13 protein-coding genes are annotated in these 15,472 nt (G+C 57.0%); 4 read left to right on the top strand and 9 right to left on the bottom strand.

The annotated features are described in order from the left end of the window. The first annotated feature begins 389 nt into the window (after positions 1-389). Positions 390-1,598 carry an MFS transporter gene (locus tag B9Y90_RS21360; protein WP_085542499.1) on the top strand — a complete coding sequence of 403 codons (1,209 nt, stop codon included), beginning with the start codon at positions 390-392 and terminating at the stop codon, positions 1,596-1,598. Here B9Y90_RS21360 and mnmH read toward each other — a convergent pair. From mnmH to ppiB, 5 genes are all read right to left on the bottom strand, one after another. After that, complete coding sequence (gene mnmH, locus B9Y90_RS21355; RefSeq protein WP_085542498.1) at positions 1,588-2,685, bottom strand: tRNA 2-selenouridine(34) synthase MnmH; 1,098 nt, start codon at positions 2,683-2,685, stop codon at positions 1,588-1,590. The genes B9Y90_RS21360 and mnmH overlap by 11 nt on opposite strands. 126 nt (positions 2,686-2,811) lie before the next feature. Next, a complete protein-coding gene (purK, locus tag B9Y90_RS21350; RefSeq protein ID WP_085542497.1) occupies positions 2,812-3,882 on the bottom strand; it encodes a 5-(carboxyamino)imidazole ribonucleotide synthase in 1,071 nt (356 codons plus the stop codon). Continuing rightward, complete coding sequence (gene purE, locus B9Y90_RS21345; RefSeq protein ID WP_085542496.1) at positions 3,879-4,388, bottom strand: 5-(carboxyamino)imidazole ribonucleotide mutase; 510 nt, start codon at positions 4,386-4,388, stop codon at positions 3,879-3,881. The genes purK and purE overlap by 4 nt, the downstream gene beginning before the upstream one ends. 140 nt (positions 4,389-4,528) lie before the next feature. After that, entirely contained in the window at positions 4,529-5,251 is a 723-nt protein-coding gene (lpxH, locus tag B9Y90_RS21335; protein ID WP_085542495.1) for a UDP-2,3-diacylglucosamine diphosphatase, read from the bottom strand. After that, complete coding sequence (ppiB, locus tag B9Y90_RS21330) at positions 5,251-5,745, bottom strand: peptidylprolyl isomerase B (RefSeq protein ID WP_008460206.1); 495 nt, start codon at positions 5,743-5,745, stop codon at positions 5,251-5,253. Before ppiB ends, lpxH begins: the two co-directional genes overlap by 1 nt. A gap of 175 nt (positions 5,746-5,920) precedes the next feature. On the opposite strand from ppiB, the gene cysS reads away from it, so the two are divergent. Then, the gene (gene cysS / locus B9Y90_RS21325) at positions 5,921-7,306 is read left to right on the top strand and encodes a cysteine--tRNA ligase (protein ID WP_039295892.1); all 1,386 of its coding nucleotides are present in this window, start codon (positions 5,921-5,923) and stop codon (positions 7,304-7,306) included. 80 nt (positions 7,307-7,386) lie between these two features. On the opposite strand, the gene ahpF is transcribed toward cysS, so the two are convergent. Together ahpF and ahpC are read right to left on the bottom strand one after the other, a co-directional pair. After that, a complete protein-coding gene (gene ahpF / locus B9Y90_RS21320) occupies positions 7,387-8,955 on the bottom strand; it encodes an alkyl hydroperoxide reductase subunit F (RefSeq protein ID WP_085542494.1) in 1,569 nt (522 codons plus the stop codon). 76 nt (positions 8,956-9,031) lie between these two features. Continuing rightward, a complete protein-coding gene (gene ahpC / locus B9Y90_RS21315) occupies positions 9,032-9,595 on the bottom strand; it encodes an alkyl hydroperoxide reductase subunit C (RefSeq protein ID WP_008460202.1) in 564 nt (187 codons plus the stop codon). 433 nt (positions 9,596-10,028) lie between these two features. Between ahpC and opgB the strand changes: the two genes are divergently transcribed. Further along, positions 10,029-12,317, top strand: a complete 2,289-nt coding sequence (gene opgB / locus B9Y90_RS21310) for a phosphatidylglycerol--membrane-oligosaccharide glycerophosphotransferase (RefSeq protein WP_085542493.1) — start codon at positions 10,029-10,031, stop codon at positions 12,315-12,317. A 32-nt stretch (positions 12,318-12,349) separates the two neighbouring features. Here the strand turns inward: opgB and arsC are convergent, their stop codons facing one another. Together arsC and bepA are read right to left on the bottom strand one after the other, a co-directional pair. Next, a complete protein-coding gene (gene arsC, locus B9Y90_RS21305; RefSeq protein WP_085542492.1) occupies positions 12,350-12,706 on the bottom strand; it encodes an arsenate reductase (glutaredoxin) in 357 nt (118 codons plus the stop codon). An 11-nt stretch (positions 12,707-12,717) separates the two neighbouring features. Then, positions 12,718-14,181, bottom strand: coding sequence for a beta-barrel assembly-enhancing protease (gene bepA, locus B9Y90_RS21300; RefSeq protein ID WP_085542491.1), 1,464 nt, complete (start codon positions 14,179-14,181; stop codon positions 12,718-12,720). 202 nt (positions 14,182-14,383) lie between these two features. On the opposite strand from bepA, the gene B9Y90_RS21295 reads away from it, so the two are divergent. After that, positions 14,384-15,460, top strand: coding sequence for an AI-2E family transporter (locus tag B9Y90_RS21295; protein ID WP_085542490.1), 1,077 nt, complete (start codon positions 14,384-14,386; stop codon positions 15,458-15,460). Positions 15,461-15,472 lie beyond the last annotated feature (12 nt).

Here is a 15,472-nt window from a genome sequence, read left to right as displayed (position 1 = left end):
GCTCAGTCCGGTTGGTGATTTGTGATGTTTGGCGATTGATCAGATCGCACAATCCGGGCTGAGTTCCCTCAAAGTGATCTATTATTCGGAACAGCTATTTAGGACAAGACATTGTTGGCAGCGATCTCTGTGAATAAACGGACAGCAGGTCGTGAGGTATTGCAAGACCATATGAAATATGACGCCGTGAGCACGGTAGGCACGTCCGCTCCTTGCACTAAACAGACAAAAAAACTACCGCAATCCCCCACCAGCCACCAAATCTCACAGTTGCCCTTTTCCCGGCGATTGGCTAGTATCGCTGCAGCTTCTCGCAAGTCGTAAACGTTAACGTTATCCAACGTACATATTCTCCCCGGCATTCGGGGTAATTGTACTTGGGTAATATCATGGCACTATTCGAATCCCCCCTTGTTTCGTACCGCAAGCCCCACGTTCTGGGCTTTATCCTCTATTTCATTGTCGGCCTGGTCGACGGCGCCATTGTGCCGTTTTTCCCGCTGTGGGCGCAGCAGTCTGCGGCTATCCCGGTGGAGTTTATTGGCCTGCTGTTCGGCTGCTATGCCGGGGGCGAGCTGCTGGCTGCGCCATTTATCGGCGGCATTGCCGACCGCGTGGGTAGAAGGCCCGTTTTGATTATTTCGGCGACCGGGGTTGGGGCGGGCTTTATTGCGCTGTTCTTTGCCCACGGCGTCTTTGCCGCAGCCGCCGTGCTGATCGTTATTGGCCTGTTTGAGTCGGTGCTACACCCGACCATTTACACCATTGTGGCGGACGCCACGCCAGCCTCGGAGCATCGCCGCCAGTTCAGCATCATGCGTGTGTGTTCCGGCGCGGGTGCTATTGCCGGGCCGCTGCTGGGCGCGGTGCTGGTGCAAGAGGGGCTGGGCTATGTTTTCCTGGCCGGAGGTTCGGTAATGGTGGCCGGCGGCCTGATGCTGGCGTTCTCTCTGGCGGAAACGCGTCCGTTGGTTGCCGGAATGGATGATGAGGCCGACGATGAAGAGGGATTCAGCGCGCTGCTGCCCGCGTTTCGGGACCGTCGTCTGGCCGGGCTGCTGATTTGGGTGTTGCTGCTGGGCGTGGCCGGGAGCTGGGTGGAGGCCGTTATGCCGCTGTATGCCAGCAATCAGATGGGAATGAGCGCCGCCAGCATTGGTTATCTGTTCGCATTCGGCGCAGGGATTAATACGGTCGGCCAGTTAGCCTTAACGAAGCTGTTTGCCCGCCGCTCTGCGTTGTTCATCACGCTCAGCGCAGGTGTGGCGCTGATTACTGCCTTTGTTTTGCTATTGGCACATCCACACGTCGTCACGCTGGTGATGGCAGTCTGCCTCTATTCGCTGTCCCAGATGATGACCGGCCCGCTGATCCCGACGGCGGTGAACAAATTAGCCCCGGCGAGGCTGCGCGCGACCTACATGGCGGCACTTTCGGTGGTGAGCGATCTGCAGGGCTCGGTGGGGCCTGCCACCGGCACGGCATTGTTCGCGCTGGCGTTTACGTTGCCGTGGGCAGTAGGCATTCCGCTGGTCGGGCTGGCGGTGACCGGACTAGGGCTGACGCTCGCCGCCGGGGAAAAATCGGTTAATCGTTAACGTTGCGCAGCCAGGCTTCGACCTGCTGGTAATCCCCCCGGAAGACGATCTGGTCGGCCTTCTGGCTGAGCTGATAGCGATACATCGGGTCGTAATACTCTTTCAGCAGCGGCGACAGCCAGGCCAGATGGCCTTCGCAGGAGCCGGTTTTCCGCTGGGTTAACAAGGCCTCGTCCAGCCTGGCGGTGAACTGCTGGAAGCGTTCCATGCCCAGGCGGCGGCGGATGGCAAACAGACCGTGGTGCAGGTATTCGGCGTAATCACGCCACGCGGTTTCTTCCTCGCTGACGGATAAAAACGCCTCGCTCATCTGGCGGAAGTATTCGTTTTTGAGGCGCTCCAGCCGCAGCTCGAACGGATCGTCGATGGCCACAATCGGCGAGCGCAGCATCTGTTCCCTGAAGGCTTCGGGGATATGGCGGGAGCCAATCATCCGGCCTTCATCCTCTACAATCAGCGTTTTTGGCTCGGTCGGGCTGATTTTGAGCAGAGTGACGGCGAGGTTATTTTCGAAGCTGGCCTGAGAAGGTTGGGCGACAATTGTGCGGCCAAACGATGAGCCGCGATGGTGCGCCAGGCCTTCAAGGTCAACGCCCGTCGGCAGCGAACGGATCAGAATGGTTTTGCCACAGCCGGTGTTGCCGCTGACGATAACCATCGGCCACTGAGAACGGGTTTCGATTACCTGCATGGCATGCTGGCGCAGGGCTTTGTAGCCGCCGGTGACCAGCGGGTACTCGAGGCCGTTTTCCCGTAGCCACTGCTGCACGATGTGGCTGCGCATCCCACCTCTGGCGCAGCATAAATAGCCCTCGGGCTGCTGGCGGCAGCTCTCCAGCCAGCGTTCGATTCGGCTGGCTTTTCGCTCGCCGCTGACCAGCCGGTGCCCCAGTTCGACGGCGGCCTGCTGGCCCTGCTGCTTATAGCACGTCCCGACCTGCGCGCGTTCGTCGTCCAGCATCAGCGGTAAGTTATGGGCGGCGGGCATTGAACCCTGAGCGAACTCTACCGGGGCGCGAACGTCAATCAGCGGAATGTCGTTGAGCAGCAGGCGGTCGTAGTCCTGCGTGTTGGGGCGTTTTTCCATGGCATAACCTTAGTCTGAAGCGGCGAAACGGGGGGATTGTGCGCTTCTGGTCGGGCAAAGAAAAGGGGAAGGGGGAAAATGGTCTGACCCTCTAAAGCTAAACAGAGGGCCAGACGAGGTGCGGTTTTACTTCACCAGTTTGCTCTGCGCCCAGGCAATGCCGCTGGCGTATTCGGCCGGGAGCAGCGGAACCAGGGCTTCCAGCGAGGCGCTCAGGCGGCCGGTGTCGCTGTCGTTCAGGTTGAGGTGCCCGACTTTACGGCCCGGACGAACTTCTTTGTCGTACCAGTGCAGGTGCACCAGCGGCAGCTTCAGCCAGGCATAGTTCAGGTCGGTGCCGATCAGGTTCACCATCACCGACGGCGCATTAACGACAGGCTGCGGCAGCGGCAAATCTACGATGGCCCGCAGGTGCAGCTCGAACTGGCTGATGGAGGCGCCGTTTTGCGTCCAGTGTCCGCTGTTGTGCACGCGCGGGGCCAGCTCGTTGATCAGCAGGCCGGCTGGCGTGACGAAGCACTCCATCGCCATCACGCCGATGTAGCCCAGCTCGTGCATGATGGCGGTGAGCATGGTTTCGGCCTGGCGCTGCTGTTCGGCGTTAGCCTGCGGGAAGGCAACGCTGGTGCGCAGAATACCATCCTGATGCAGGTTGTGGGTCAGCGGGTAGAACACCGTGCTGCCGTCGTGGCCGCGCGCGCCTACCAGAGAAACTTCGCCGGAGAAGTTAATGCCCTGCTCGACGATGCATTCGCCGTAGCACTCTTCCGGCAGCTGGTCGGTTTCATCGGCACGTAAGCGCCACTGGCCGCGGCCATCATAGCCGCCCACGCGACGCTTCACGATAGCCAGAGAGCCCAACTGGCTGAACACGTCCTGCCATTCATGGCTGCCGGAAAGCAACTGCCACGGCGCGGTGGCCAGGCCGAGCTTATCGAACAGCTGCTTTTGCGTCAGGCGGTCGGCGATGATCGGGAAGATATCGCGGTTAACGAAGGCGTTATGGCGCGCCAGTTCACGGGTCAGGGCGGTTTCCGGCCAGCGCTCAATCTCGGCGGTGATCACGCTCTGGGCGAACGGTACGGCTTCAGGCTCGGCGTCCAGCCCGACAGGGTAAACGGCGATGCCCAGCGGCTCACCGGCCTGGCGGAGCATGCGCCCCAGTTGGCCGTTACCTAAGACACAGACGCGCTTCATGCTTCGCTCCGTGGGTCCGGATTATCCAGCACTTCGTCGGTCTGGGTTTGACGCCAGGTCGCCAGGCGCTGGCTCAGGTCGGCATCATGCAGGGCCATGATCTGCGCGGCCAGCAGGGCGGCGTTGGCGGCTCCGGCTTTACCGATGGCCAGCGTGCCGACCGGAATGCCACGCGGCATCTGGACGATAGAATAAAGGCTGTCCACGCCGCTCAGAGCAGCGCTTTGAACCGGCACACCCAGCACCGGGACCAGGGTTTTCGCGGCCAGCATACCCGGCAGGTGCGCTGCGCCACCGGCTCCGGCGATGATCACCTGGTAGCCATTGGCTTCGGCCTGCTCGGCGAAGCTGAAAAGCTTATCCGGCGTGCGGTGGGCGGAGACGACTTCGACATGGTGAGGGACATTCAGGGCGGTAAGGATTTCCGCGGCGAACTGCATGGTGGCCCAGTCACTTTTGGAACCCATAACAATGGCGATACGCGCCGGGGTGTGCTCAGAAGACATGCGTCTCAAAACTCCTGTGGGTGTGCAGACATCATCGGGCGACGGGCGCCCGTATCAGAAGGGCTCAGAGAATAGCACGAACTTCCGGCAAGGAAAACGGTTGCGTGGTTAACGAATCGGCAAAAAAGCGGGCTTTTAGCTTAGAAAGGAAAATGAATCAGCTCGACGTTTTCCGGCGTGACTTTGATCATCGACCCTTCTTTATGCCACGCGCCTAACACACAGCGGAAAGCGGGTTGCCCGTTAGCCTCAAGTTCGTGAATCGCCGGACGATGGGTATGCCCATGAATCAGCCATTGAACATTGTGGCGGGTGAGAGTGTCGACCACAGCCTGCGGGTTCACATCCATGATCTCCAGCGACTTCATATTATTCGCCGCCTGGCTGTCGGCGCGCATACGGTCGGCGATACGCTGGCGAATAAACAGCGGCAAGGCAAGGTAGAGCTTCTGCAGCCACGGCTGATGAACCTTGCGGCGAAACGCCTGATAGCCTTCGTCGTCGGTACACAGCGTGTCGCCGTGCATGATCAGTATTTTGCGGCCATAAACATCGAGGAGCTTTTCTTCCGGCAGCAGCGTCATGCCGCTGGCTTTGGCGTAGCGCTTGCCGAGTAAAAAGTCCCGGTTGCCGTGAATGAAATAGCAGGGAATACCGGCATCAACCACCGCTTTAATCGCTGCGGCGATTTGCTGGTAGAGCGGCTCCGGGGCGTCGTCGCCAATCCAGGCTTCGAACAGATCGCCAAGGATGTAAAGTGCATCCGCCTGGCGGGCTTCACCGGATAAGAAACGCAGAAAACCGGCGGTGATCGCCGGTTCTTCTGGGCAGAGGTGTAAATCTGCAATAAACAGCGTTGACATTATTCGCTGACGGTCACGCTTTCGATAATAACGTCTTCTTTCGGTACATCCTGGTGCATACCGCTGCGGCCGGTGGAAACGGCTTTGATTTTCTCAACCACGTCCATCCCTTCGACCACTTCTGCGAACACGCAGTAGCCCCAACCCTGCAGGCTTTCGCCGCTGAAGTTCAGGAAGTCGTTGTCGGCAACGTTGATGAAGAACTGTGCGGTAGCAGAGTGCGGAGCCTGGGTACGAGCCATTGCCAGCGTACCACGGGTGTTTTTCAGGCCGTTATTCGCTTCGTTCTGAATGGTGTCTTTGGTCGCTTTCTGCTTCATACCCGGTTCAAAACCGCCGCCCTGGATCATAAAGCCGTTGATCACACGGTGGAAAATGGTGTTGTTGTAGAAGCCTTCGCGGCAGTAGTCCAGGAAGTTTTTAACGGTAACAGGCGCTTTATCATCAAAAGTTTTGATGACGATGTCGCCGTGATTAGTGTGAAAAGTAACCATGCTTGCATCCTATGAGTGTCAGAGAGTACGGCGGCAAACGGTGCCGTCGTACCAGCACGCTGTTATAGCATAACGCTACATCATAGTCAGTAATGCAAAGCAGACTGCCGCCGGGGAAAATAATCGGGTAAGATAACCGGGAGTTTTCTTCCACACGCTTACATGGAATCCCCTGATGTTAAAAATATTTAATACACTGACTCGCCAAAAAGAGGAATTCAAACCTATTCATGCCGGAAAGGTAGGCATGTACGTGTGTGGTATCACCGTTTACGATCTCTGTCACATCGGCCATGGCCGTACTTTTGTTGCGTTTGACGTGGTGGCGCGCTACCTGCGTTCCCTCGGCTATGAGCTGAACTACGTGCGTAACATCACCGACATCGACGATAAAATCATTAAGCGCGCCCATGAAAATGGCGAAGACTTTGTAGCGCTGGTCGACCGCATGGTCGTCGAAATGCACAAGGATTTCGACGCGCTGAACATTTCACGTCCGAACAGCGAGCCGCGCGCGACCAAACACATTCCGGAAATCATCGAAATTGTTGAACAGCTGCTGGCCCGCGATCACGCCTATGTGGCGGAAAACGGCGATGTGATGTTCTCGGTGCTGACCGACCCGAATTATGGCCTGCTGTCTCGCCAGGATCTGGATCAGCTCCAGGCGGGGGCGCGCGTGGACGTGGTTGACGTGAAGCGCAACCCAATGGACTTCGTGCTGTGGAAAATGTCCAAGCCAGGCGAGCCTGCATGGGCGTCTCCGTGGGGCGAAGGGCGTCCGGGCTGGCATATCGAATGTTCCGCCATGAACTGCAAAGAGCTGGGCAACCACTTTGACATTCACGGCGGCGGCTCTGATCTGATGTTCCCGCACCACGAGAACGAAATCGCGCAGTCTACCTGTGCCCACGACGGTGAGTACGTCAACACCTGGATGCACTCCGGGATGGTGATGGTTGACCGCGAGAAGATGTCCAAATCCCTGGGTAACTTCTTCACCGTGCGTGACGTGCTGAAGTATTACGACGCGGAAACCGTGCGTTACTTCCTGATGTCCGGCCACTACCGCAGCCAGCTCAACTACAGCGAAGAGAACCTGAAACAGGCTCGCTCTGCGCTGGAGCGCCTGTACACCTCGCTGCGCGGCACCGACAGCAATGTCGCGCCAGCCGGGGGCGAAGCCTTCGAAGCCCGCTTCCGCGAAGCGATGGACGACGACTTCAACACCCCGGAAGCTTACTCCGTACTGTTCGATATGGCTCGCGAAGTGAACCGCCTGAAAGCGGAAGATCTTGCGGCAGCAAACGGACTGGCGGCGGCGCTGCGTAAGCTCTCTGCAATTCTGGGCCTGCTGGAGCAGGATCCGGAGCAGTTCCTGCAGGGCGGCGCACAGGCGGACGACGGCGAAGTGGCGGAAATCGAAGCGCTGATCAAGCAGCGTAACGATGCTCGTCAGTCGAAAGACTGGGCGCTGGCGGACCAGGCGCGTGACCGTCTGAATGAGATGGGCATTGTGCTGGAAGACGGCGCGGGTGGTACAACCTGGCGTCGTAAGTAAGATTCAGAACGTGAAAAAGCGGCTCAATGAGCCGCTTTTTTTATGGCTGGCCGCTGTGGCGCGGCCTTATTGCAGGTGCTTTATTCAGGGGCTGAAGTGCGAATCAGGTAATCAAACGCGCTCAGGGATGCTTTCGCGCCTTCGCCGGTGGCGATGATGATCTGTTTGTAAGGCACGGTGGTGCAGTCGCCTGCGGCGAACACGCCTTTGACGGTGGTTTCGCATTTCGCGTCGATGATGATTTCACCCATGCGGTTGCGTTCCACGCTGCCTTCCAGCCAGGTGGTGTTCGGCAGCAGGCCGATTTGCACGAAGATGCCGGCCAGGGCAACGTCATGCACGCTTTCGGTCACGCGGTCTTTATACTGCAGGCCGGTCACTTTGCTGCCGTCGCCTTTTACTTCCAGCGTCTGAGCGTTCAGCACGATGTCGACGTTTTTCAGGCTGCGCACTTTGTTCTGCAGAACCTGGTCGGCCTTCATTTCCGGGGCAAATTCCAGCAGGGTGACGTGCTCGACGATGCCCGCCAGGTCAATGGCCGCTTCCACGCCGGAGTTCCCGCCGCCGATCACCGCCACGCGCTTGCCTTTGAACAACGGCCCGTCGCAGTGCGGGCAATAGGTCACGCCTTTGGTGCGGTACTGATCTTCACCCGGCACGTTCATGTTGCGCCATTTCGCGCCGGTCGCCACGATAATGCTGCGTGCTTTCAAGGTTGCGCCGGACGCAGTTTGAATTTGATGCAGGCCGCCTTCGGTTTTCGCCGGGATCAGCTTGCTGGCGCTTTGGGTGTCGATCACGTCCACGTCATAGTCGTCCACGTGGGCTTTCAGCGCGCCCGCCAGCTTCTGGCCTTCGGTTTTCGGCACGGAAATGTAGTTTTCGATATCCACGGTATCCAGCACCTGGCCGCCGAAGCGTTCGCCCATCAGGCCGGTACGGATGCCTTTACGCGCCGCATAGACTGCCGCCGCCGCGCCCGCAGGGCCGCTGCCGACGATCAGCACGTCATAAGCTTCACGCTGGTTGAGCGCTTCTGCCGCGCGTTTTTCTGCGCCGGTATCAATTTTGCCCACGATTTCAGCCAGCGTCATGCGGCCCTGACCAAACTCTTTGCCGTTCAGGAACACGGCAGGCACGCCCATCACGTTGCGTTCCTGAATTTCATTCTGGTAAACGCCGCCGTCGATAGCGGTATGGGTGATGCGCGGGTTCAGCACGCTCATCAGGTTCAGCGCCTGCACAACGTCCGGGCAGTTGTGGCAGGAGAGGGAATAATAGGTCTCAAAGTGGAAGTCGCCGTCGATCTCACGGATTTGCGCCAGCAGATCCTGAGATTCTTTGGACGGGTGACCGCCGACCTGGAGCAAGGCCAGCACCAGGGAAGTGAATTCGTGACCCAGCGGGGAGCCGGCAAAGCGCGGGCCCTGGCTTGAGCCTGGGTTAGTGATTAAAAACGACGGTTTGCGCACCGGCAGGTCGTTATTAATGCTGAAAGAAACTTTGTCGGATAACTCAGCGATGTCTGCCAGCAGTTCTTTTACTTCAGATGATTTCGCGCCGTCGTCCAGCGTGGCAATCAACTCAACAGGTTTCGTTAGTCTCTCAAGATAGGCTTTGAGCTGGGTTTTCATTGTTGTGTCGAGCATGGTCAGTCTCCCTGGTGGCGAGAAAAAACGGCTGCCGTAGCAGCCGTAAAATAAAAGAGGGTAACGCGGGTAAAACTTAGATTTTGCCGACCAGGTCCAGAGATGGAGCCAAAGTCGCTTCGCCTTCTTTCCATTTAGCCGGGCAAACTTCGCCTGGGTGGGAAGCTACGTACTGAGCGGCTTTCACTTTACGCAGCAGGTCAGACGCGTCACGGCCAATGCCTTCGGCAGTCACTTCGATAGCCTGGATGATGCCCTGTGGGTCAACCACGAAGGTAGCGCGGTCTGCCAGACCTTCATCTTCACGCATGTTTTCGAAGTTACGGGTCAGCGCGCCAGTCGGGTCGCCGATCATCGCGTATTTGATTTTAGCGATGGTTTCAGAGCTGCCGTGCCACGCTTTGTGGGTGAAATGGGTGTCGGTAGAAACGGAATACACGTCTACGCCCAGTTTCTGCAGTTCTTCGTAATGGTCAGCCACGTCGCCCAGTTCGGTCGGGCAAACGAAAGTAAAGTCAGCCGGGTAGAAGAAGAAAACGCTCCAGCGGCCTTCGGTATCTTTTTCCGTAACTTCAACGAATTCGCCGTTTTTAAAAGCCTGGTTTTTGAATGGTTTGATTTTGGTATTAATTAAAGACATCTAAACTTCCTCCGTTTTGCGATGGAAGAAAGGTACCGAATTTTGAGCTGCGTCACTAATGGGTAGGCTTTATTGAATCAAGAGGTATTTCCTAACAGCTTTGCTGCGGGCATAAAAAAGGCCACCCGTTGCGGGGGTGGCCGGTGTTGCGCGTTACAATTCCACTTTAAAAAATTATAACAGCGGCGAAATTACAGCACTTTAGCGTTAAAAAGGTCAATTCCCCGGTTCGTTGTAGTAGCGATGGTTGTAATCGTTGAAAACTATTAAAGGCCATCAGCCCTAAAGTTCGTGGGATATTCTGAAAAGTCGAGGTGGTGCGCAAAGTAATGTCAGGAGAATTGCAGCTATATGACGGTAAGGTTAAATTACCGGCTGTTATTTTTCTGCATGAATAATCGCGGCAGGCTGCGCGAGAGTTGAGGTATTGGCGTTGTCCGAATTGCTTTCTTTGGTGCTGTTTTTGGCGGCTATTGCCGTGTACGCGGTAAAGGCCGGTCGAAATATCTGGTGGCTGTCGATCATCCTGCTGATGCTCGGCCTGTTTATCGTGCTCAACGTGACGTTGCTGGCCAGTAATTATTTTACCGGCGAAGGCATTAACGACGCGGTGCTCTATACGCTCACCAGCAGCATGACCGGCGCGGGCGTCGGCAAATACATTCTGCCTGGGCTGGGCCTCGCCGTCGGGTTGATTGCTATTTTTGGCGGTCTGACCTGGATTTTACGCCGGAAGAACCATCCGCATCATTTGGGCTACAGCGCCCTGGCGCTGTTTCTGGCCCTGTTTTCAATCAAAACAACGCCTGCCTACCAGCAGGTGGTGTCGCTGATTAAATCCCAGACCCGCACCGGCACGTCTGACTTTGCCGACTGGTACAAAGTGCCGGAAGGCACCATTAAGCAGCCGAAGCTCAACCTGGTGTATATCTACGGCGAAAGTCTGGAACGTACCTATTTTGATGAGCAGACGTTTCCTGGCTTAGCGCCCGAGCTGAACGCCCTGAAAAGCCAGTCGATCGATTTCAGCCATACCGGGCAGATGGCGGGGATGGACTACACCATTGCCGGCATTGTGGCCTCGCAGTGCGGGATCCCGCTGTTTGCGCCTTTCGAGGGGAACTCCTCGGCGTCGATGTCGAGCTTCTTCCCGAAGAACATTTGCCTCGGCGATATTCTTAAGGCATCCGGCTATCAAAACTACTTTATCCAGGGCGCGGACCTGCGTTTTGCGGGTAAAGACATTTTCCTGCAGTCCCACGGCTTCGAGCATATGTACGGCGCGCAGGAACTGAAGGGAATGGTGGCGGACCCGAATTACAAGAATAACTGGGGTTTTTACGACGATACGGTGCTGGACGAAGCTTATGACAAGTTTATCGAGCTTTCTAAAGCCGGGAAGCGCTTCTCGCTGTTTACCCTGACGGTTGATACGCATCACCCGGATGGCTTTATCTCGCGAACCTGTAACCGCCGCAGTTACAGCTACGAAGGCAAGGAAAACCGATCTTTCAGCGCCGTTTCCTGCAGCCAGGAACATATCGCGGCGTTGATAGAAAAAATCAAAGCCTCACCGTATTTCCGTAACACGGTGATCGTGGTCTCTTCCGACCATCTGGCGATGAACAACACGGCGTATAAATACCTGACGAAGCAGGACAGGCAGAACCTGTTCTTTGTGATCCGCGGCGATAAACCGCAGGCGGAAATAAAGGCCGTGAAGCGTAACACGATGGATAACGGTGCGACGGTGCTGGATATCCTCGGCGGAGGGAATTACATCGGTCTGGGGCGCAGCAGCCTGTCGGGCGAGTCGCTGTCGATGGTCTTTACCAACCTGAAAGAGAAGGTTACCGAGTGGAAGCCGGACGTGATCGATCTGTGGAACTTCCCGAAAACCATCAGCCGCTACAGCATCGATCAGAAGAAGAACACGTTCAGCTATTCAGGTGCGCACTTCAAGCTGCCGCTGCTGCTGAAAATCGGTAAAGGCAAAATTGAGCCGCTGCCGGAAAGCGAGTACTCCGCGCCGCTGCGCTATCAGCTGGCGGATTTTAAAAGCGATGACCGGTTTATCTGGGCCGACCGCTGCTACAAAATGGCGCGCCTGTGGGAGCCACAGCTCGCGCTTTCTACTGGTTTGTGCGTAGCCCAGGGCCAGCTTGGCGGGGAGCCAACGGTACGGCTGGTGGACAAACCGCTGGATGAATATAACGTGCAGTTTGATGAGCAAACGCTGAGTAACGATCGTTTCAAAAATAATGTGGCTCTGCTGAAGGCGGATGAGAACAGCATCCGCTACCAGGCGGACAGCTTTATCTTTAACGTGGCCGGGGCGCCGCAGAGCGTGAGGCAGTTCAGCGGCATTTCGCGCCCGGAAGCCTGGGGCCGCTGGTCAAACGCCAACATGGCGCCCGTGGTAACCATTGAGTATCAGGATCCGCTGCCGACCACGTTTGATCTGGTGCTGGTGGCCAAAGCCTTTGGGCCAAACGTCGGTGAGCCGGTTTCGGTGAAGGTCGGTGATGAAGAGCAAACCATTACTTTTGGCGACCAGCTTTCTACCGTCACGCTACGTTTTGATAATCCGGCAGGCAGCAAAGTGCTGACTATTGAGCCGCCTAAGCCGCAGTTGTCCAACGAAGGCAATATTCTTGGGCATGAGCCGCGTAAGATTGGCGTGGGGCTAGCGGAGCTGAAAATTGTGCCGGTGAGCGGCTAGCCCGTTCCCGGGAAGGGAACGGGCGGGGCAGGTCAGAGGATCTCGAGCACCTGTTCTGGCGGGCGGCCAATACGGGCTTTGCCGTTGGCCAGCACGATTGGGCGCTCGATAAGTTTCGGGTGTTCAATCATTGCTTGAATGAGCGCTTCTTCGCTGAGGCTGGCGTCGTCCAGCTTCAGTTCTTTGTAGAGGTCTTCTTTGCGGCGCATCAGTTCCCGTGCGCTGGTAAAGCCCAGTTTTTTCAGCAGCGATTTGACCGTGGCTGCGTCCGGCGGCGTTTCCAGGTAAAGCACTACTTCTGGCTCAACGCCTTTTTCCTTCAACAGGTTCAGCGTTTCACGGCTCTTGGAGCAGCGTGGGTTGTGATAAATTTCGACCTTCGTGGACATACGGACTCCTGTTACATTTTCATATAAGGTTTAAATCGCTGCTGCAGCTGGCGCAGCTGATCGATCCGGGCGTCGTACCTGGCCTGCTGCAGACTGCCGAGTTTGACCTGCGAGCTGGCGCTGCTGAGCATTGAAATAGCCTGATCCAGACGGCCATTGAGCGCCATCACTTCGGCACGCGCCGCTAACTCCTGATCGCGGTTGCCGAGTTTCCCCTGTGCCTGCGCCAGTAAATCCCAGCCGTTGGTATCGTCAGGGTGGGCAAACGTGTAGCGATTAAGCTGCGTTGCTGCCTCGGCGGTCTGCCCGCCTTCAAGGTAAGCATTGGCGAGGTTCAGCTGCAGCACCGGGTTATTCTTCAGGTCCGGGGCGTTTTTCAGCCGGTTGATCGCGTCGTTGGCTTTGTGCTGGCCGAGATCGATATCGGTGGCCAGATCGAGATACCATGGGTTGCCCGGCTGGGCGCTAATCAACGGCTGCAGCGCTTTTCTGGCCTCGTCGTATTTATCCGCCTGCAAAGCCTGCAGCGCACGACCATATTGCGCCGCGTTTTGCTCGCGCACGTTGCCTTTTGACCAGGCGTCCAGCAGGTCCGGGGTTAGCTGATTGCGGCCCGAGTTATACATCCCCAGGGTACGAACCTTTGCCATGTAGAAACTTTCCGAGGACTGAACCACCACCGGGCGCATTTGGTTGGCGCGGTTGCGGGCATCCGCCAGGCGGCTTTCCGGCAATGGGTGAGTCAGCAGAATTTCCGGTGGGCGCGAGGAGTAACGGGCCTGATCGAGCAGTTTTTCCAGGAAGCCAGGCATCGCCTGAGGATCAAAGCCCGAGCGTTGCAGTACCTGAATACCGATACGGTCAGCTTCCTGCTCATTCTGTTGCGTGAAGCTGATCATACCTTGTTGCGTCCCGGCCAGCGTCCCGGACAGGGCAGCCATCCCGGCCTGGGGGCTGGCCATTGCCAGCAGAATTGAGCCTAAGGCACCGACCCAGGTCAGCGGCGCATTTTTCTTTTGATCTTCCATCGCACGCGCCAGGTGACGCTGGGTGACGTGGGAGATTTCGTGGGCCATAACAGAAGCCAGCTGGCTTTCCGTATCGGCATAACGGAACAGCGCCGAGTGGAGAACCACGTTGCCGCCAAAGAAGGCGAAGGCGTTGATTTCGTCGTTGTTGATCAGGAAGAAATGGAACGGGGTTTTCACAGAATTGGCGTGGCTAACCAGCCGCATGCCCAGCGAGTTAATGTACTGCGTCAGCAGCGGATCGTTAATCAGCGGGGCGCTACCGCGTAGCTGACGGACGTAAAAATCGCCCATCTGCATTTCTTGCGCAATAGAGAGGGTGCTGCCCGCGGAGGTTCCCATATCTGGGAGTTGGTCAGTCACATCCGCGCGCGCTGGCAGTAGGGTTCCTACCAGCAGCGAGGCCGTAAGTGTTGCAATCAGGGTCTTTTTCAACTGCCTAACCATAACTACTGTCCCGTTTAGTCGTTGTCAGATTTTGACACGATGAGTACAAGTTTGTTCGCTTAAAGAAGTGTACTGTAGGGCGTTGAAGCTGCGAAGATTTTATTTGGTGGATTCTCCTTTGTAATCCGCCGTAAAAAGCAAAGTCTTTGCGGTGACATTTCGATACAATTCGGCATCAAAAAAAACTTCACGGAAGGGATGTATGCTCGACATGTTGTTGCAGTGGTATCGCCGTCGTTTCAGCGACCCGGAGGCGATTGCCCTGTTGGTTATTCTGGTGGCGGGTTTTTGCATCCTGTTCTTCCTGCATGGTCTGCTGGCGCCGCTGCTGGTTGCCATCGTTCTGGCCTATTTGCTTGAGTGGCCGACGGTGCGCCTCGAGCGTATCGGCTGTTCCCGAACGTTGGCCACCACCATTGTGCTGGTGCTGTTTGTCGGCATTTTGCTGTTGATGGTGCTGTTTGTGGCACCCGTCGCCTGGCAGCAGGGCATCAACCTGATTCGCGATATGCCGGGGATGCTGAACAAACTCTCTGATTTTGCCGCCACGCTGCCTAAGCGTTATCCGGCGCTGGTGGATGCGGGCATTATTGACGCCATGGCCGAAAACGTTCGCGGTCGGCTTTCCGGCATGGGCGACCAGGTGGTGAAGTTCTCGCTGGCGTCGCTGGTTGGGCTGCTGACGCTGGCTATCTACCTGATCCTGGTGCCGCTGATGGTGTTCTTCCTGGTGAAGGACAAAGAGCAGATGCTGAATGCCGTGCGCCGTGTTTTGCCGCGCAACCGCGGTCTGGCCGGGCAAGTCTGGCTGGAGATGAACCAGCAAATCACCAACTATATTCGCGGTAAAGTGCTGGAGATGATCGTCGTGGGCGTGGCGACCTACATCGGCTTTATTGTTTTCGGGCTGAATTATTCGCTGCTGCTGGCGGTGCTGGTTGGCTTCTCGGTGCTGATCCCTTACATCGGCGCGTTTGTGGTCACCATTCCGGTCATTGGCGTGGCGTTGTTCCAGTTTGGCCTGGGCACCGAGTTCTGGACGCTGTTTGGTGTGTATCTGATTATTCAGGCGCTGGACGGCAACCTGCTGGTGCCGGTGCTGTTCTCGGAGGCGGTGAATCTTCATCCGCTGGTGATTATTCTGTCGGTGGTGATTTTCGGCGGGCTGTGGGGATTCTGGGGCGTGTTCTTTGCTATTCCGCTGGCAACGCTGATTAAAGCCGTGGTTCATGCCTGGCCGGATGCTTCGGTGAGTGATGACGCGCTGAGCCGGGAATAGCGATCAGGGATT

This window comes from Cedecea sp. NFIX57, from assembly GCF_900177785.1.
GTDB classification, from domain to species: domain Bacteria; phylum Pseudomonadota; class Gammaproteobacteria; order Enterobacterales; family Enterobacteriaceae; genus Cedecea; species Cedecea neteri_C.
The sequence above is the reverse complement of the archived record's forward strand: the minus strand, read 5'-3'. Positions and strand labels throughout refer to the sequence as shown.

Coding starts and splice junctions, on each gene's coding strand:
- ppiB (WP_008460206.1), bottom strand. CDS start 5,745: ATGGTTACTTTTCACACTAATCACGGCGACATCGTCATCAAAACTTTT.
- cysS (WP_039295892.1), top strand. CDS start 5,921: ATGTTAAAAATATTTAATACACTGACTCGCCAAAAAGAGGAATTCAAA.
- B9Y90_RS21360 (WP_085542499.1), top strand. CDS start 390: ATGGCACTATTCGAATCCCCCCTTGTTTCGTACCGCAAGCCCCACGTT.
- bepA (WP_085542491.1), bottom strand. CDS start 14,181: ATGGTTAGGCAGTTGAAAAAGACCCTGATTGCAACACTTACGGCCTCG.
- ahpF (WP_085542494.1), bottom strand. CDS start 8,955: ATGCTCGACACAACAATGAAAACCCAGCTCAAAGCCTATCTTGAGAGA.
- purE (WP_085542496.1), bottom strand. CDS start 4,388: ATGTCTTCTGAGCACACCCCGGCGCGTATCGCCATTGTTATGGGTTCC.
- ahpC (WP_008460202.1), bottom strand. CDS start 9,595: ATGTCTTTAATTAATACCAAAATCAAACCATTCAAAAACCAGGCTTTT.
- lpxH (WP_085542495.1), bottom strand. CDS start 5,251: ATGTCAACGCTGTTTATTGCAGATTTACACCTCTGCCCAGAAGAACCG.
- purK (WP_085542497.1), bottom strand. CDS start 3,882: ATGAAGCGCGTCTGTGTCTTAGGTAACGGCCAACTGGGGCGCATGCTC.
- B9Y90_RS21295 (WP_085542490.1), top strand. CDS start 14,384: ATGCTCGACATGTTGTTGCAGTGGTATCGCCGTCGTTTCAGCGACCCG.
- mnmH (WP_085542498.1), bottom strand. CDS start 2,685: ATGGAAAAACGCCCCAACACGCAGGACTACGACCGCCTGCTGCTCAAC.
- arsC (WP_085542492.1), bottom strand. CDS start 12,706: ATGTCCACGAAGGTCGAAATTTATCACAACCCACGCTGCTCCAAGAGC.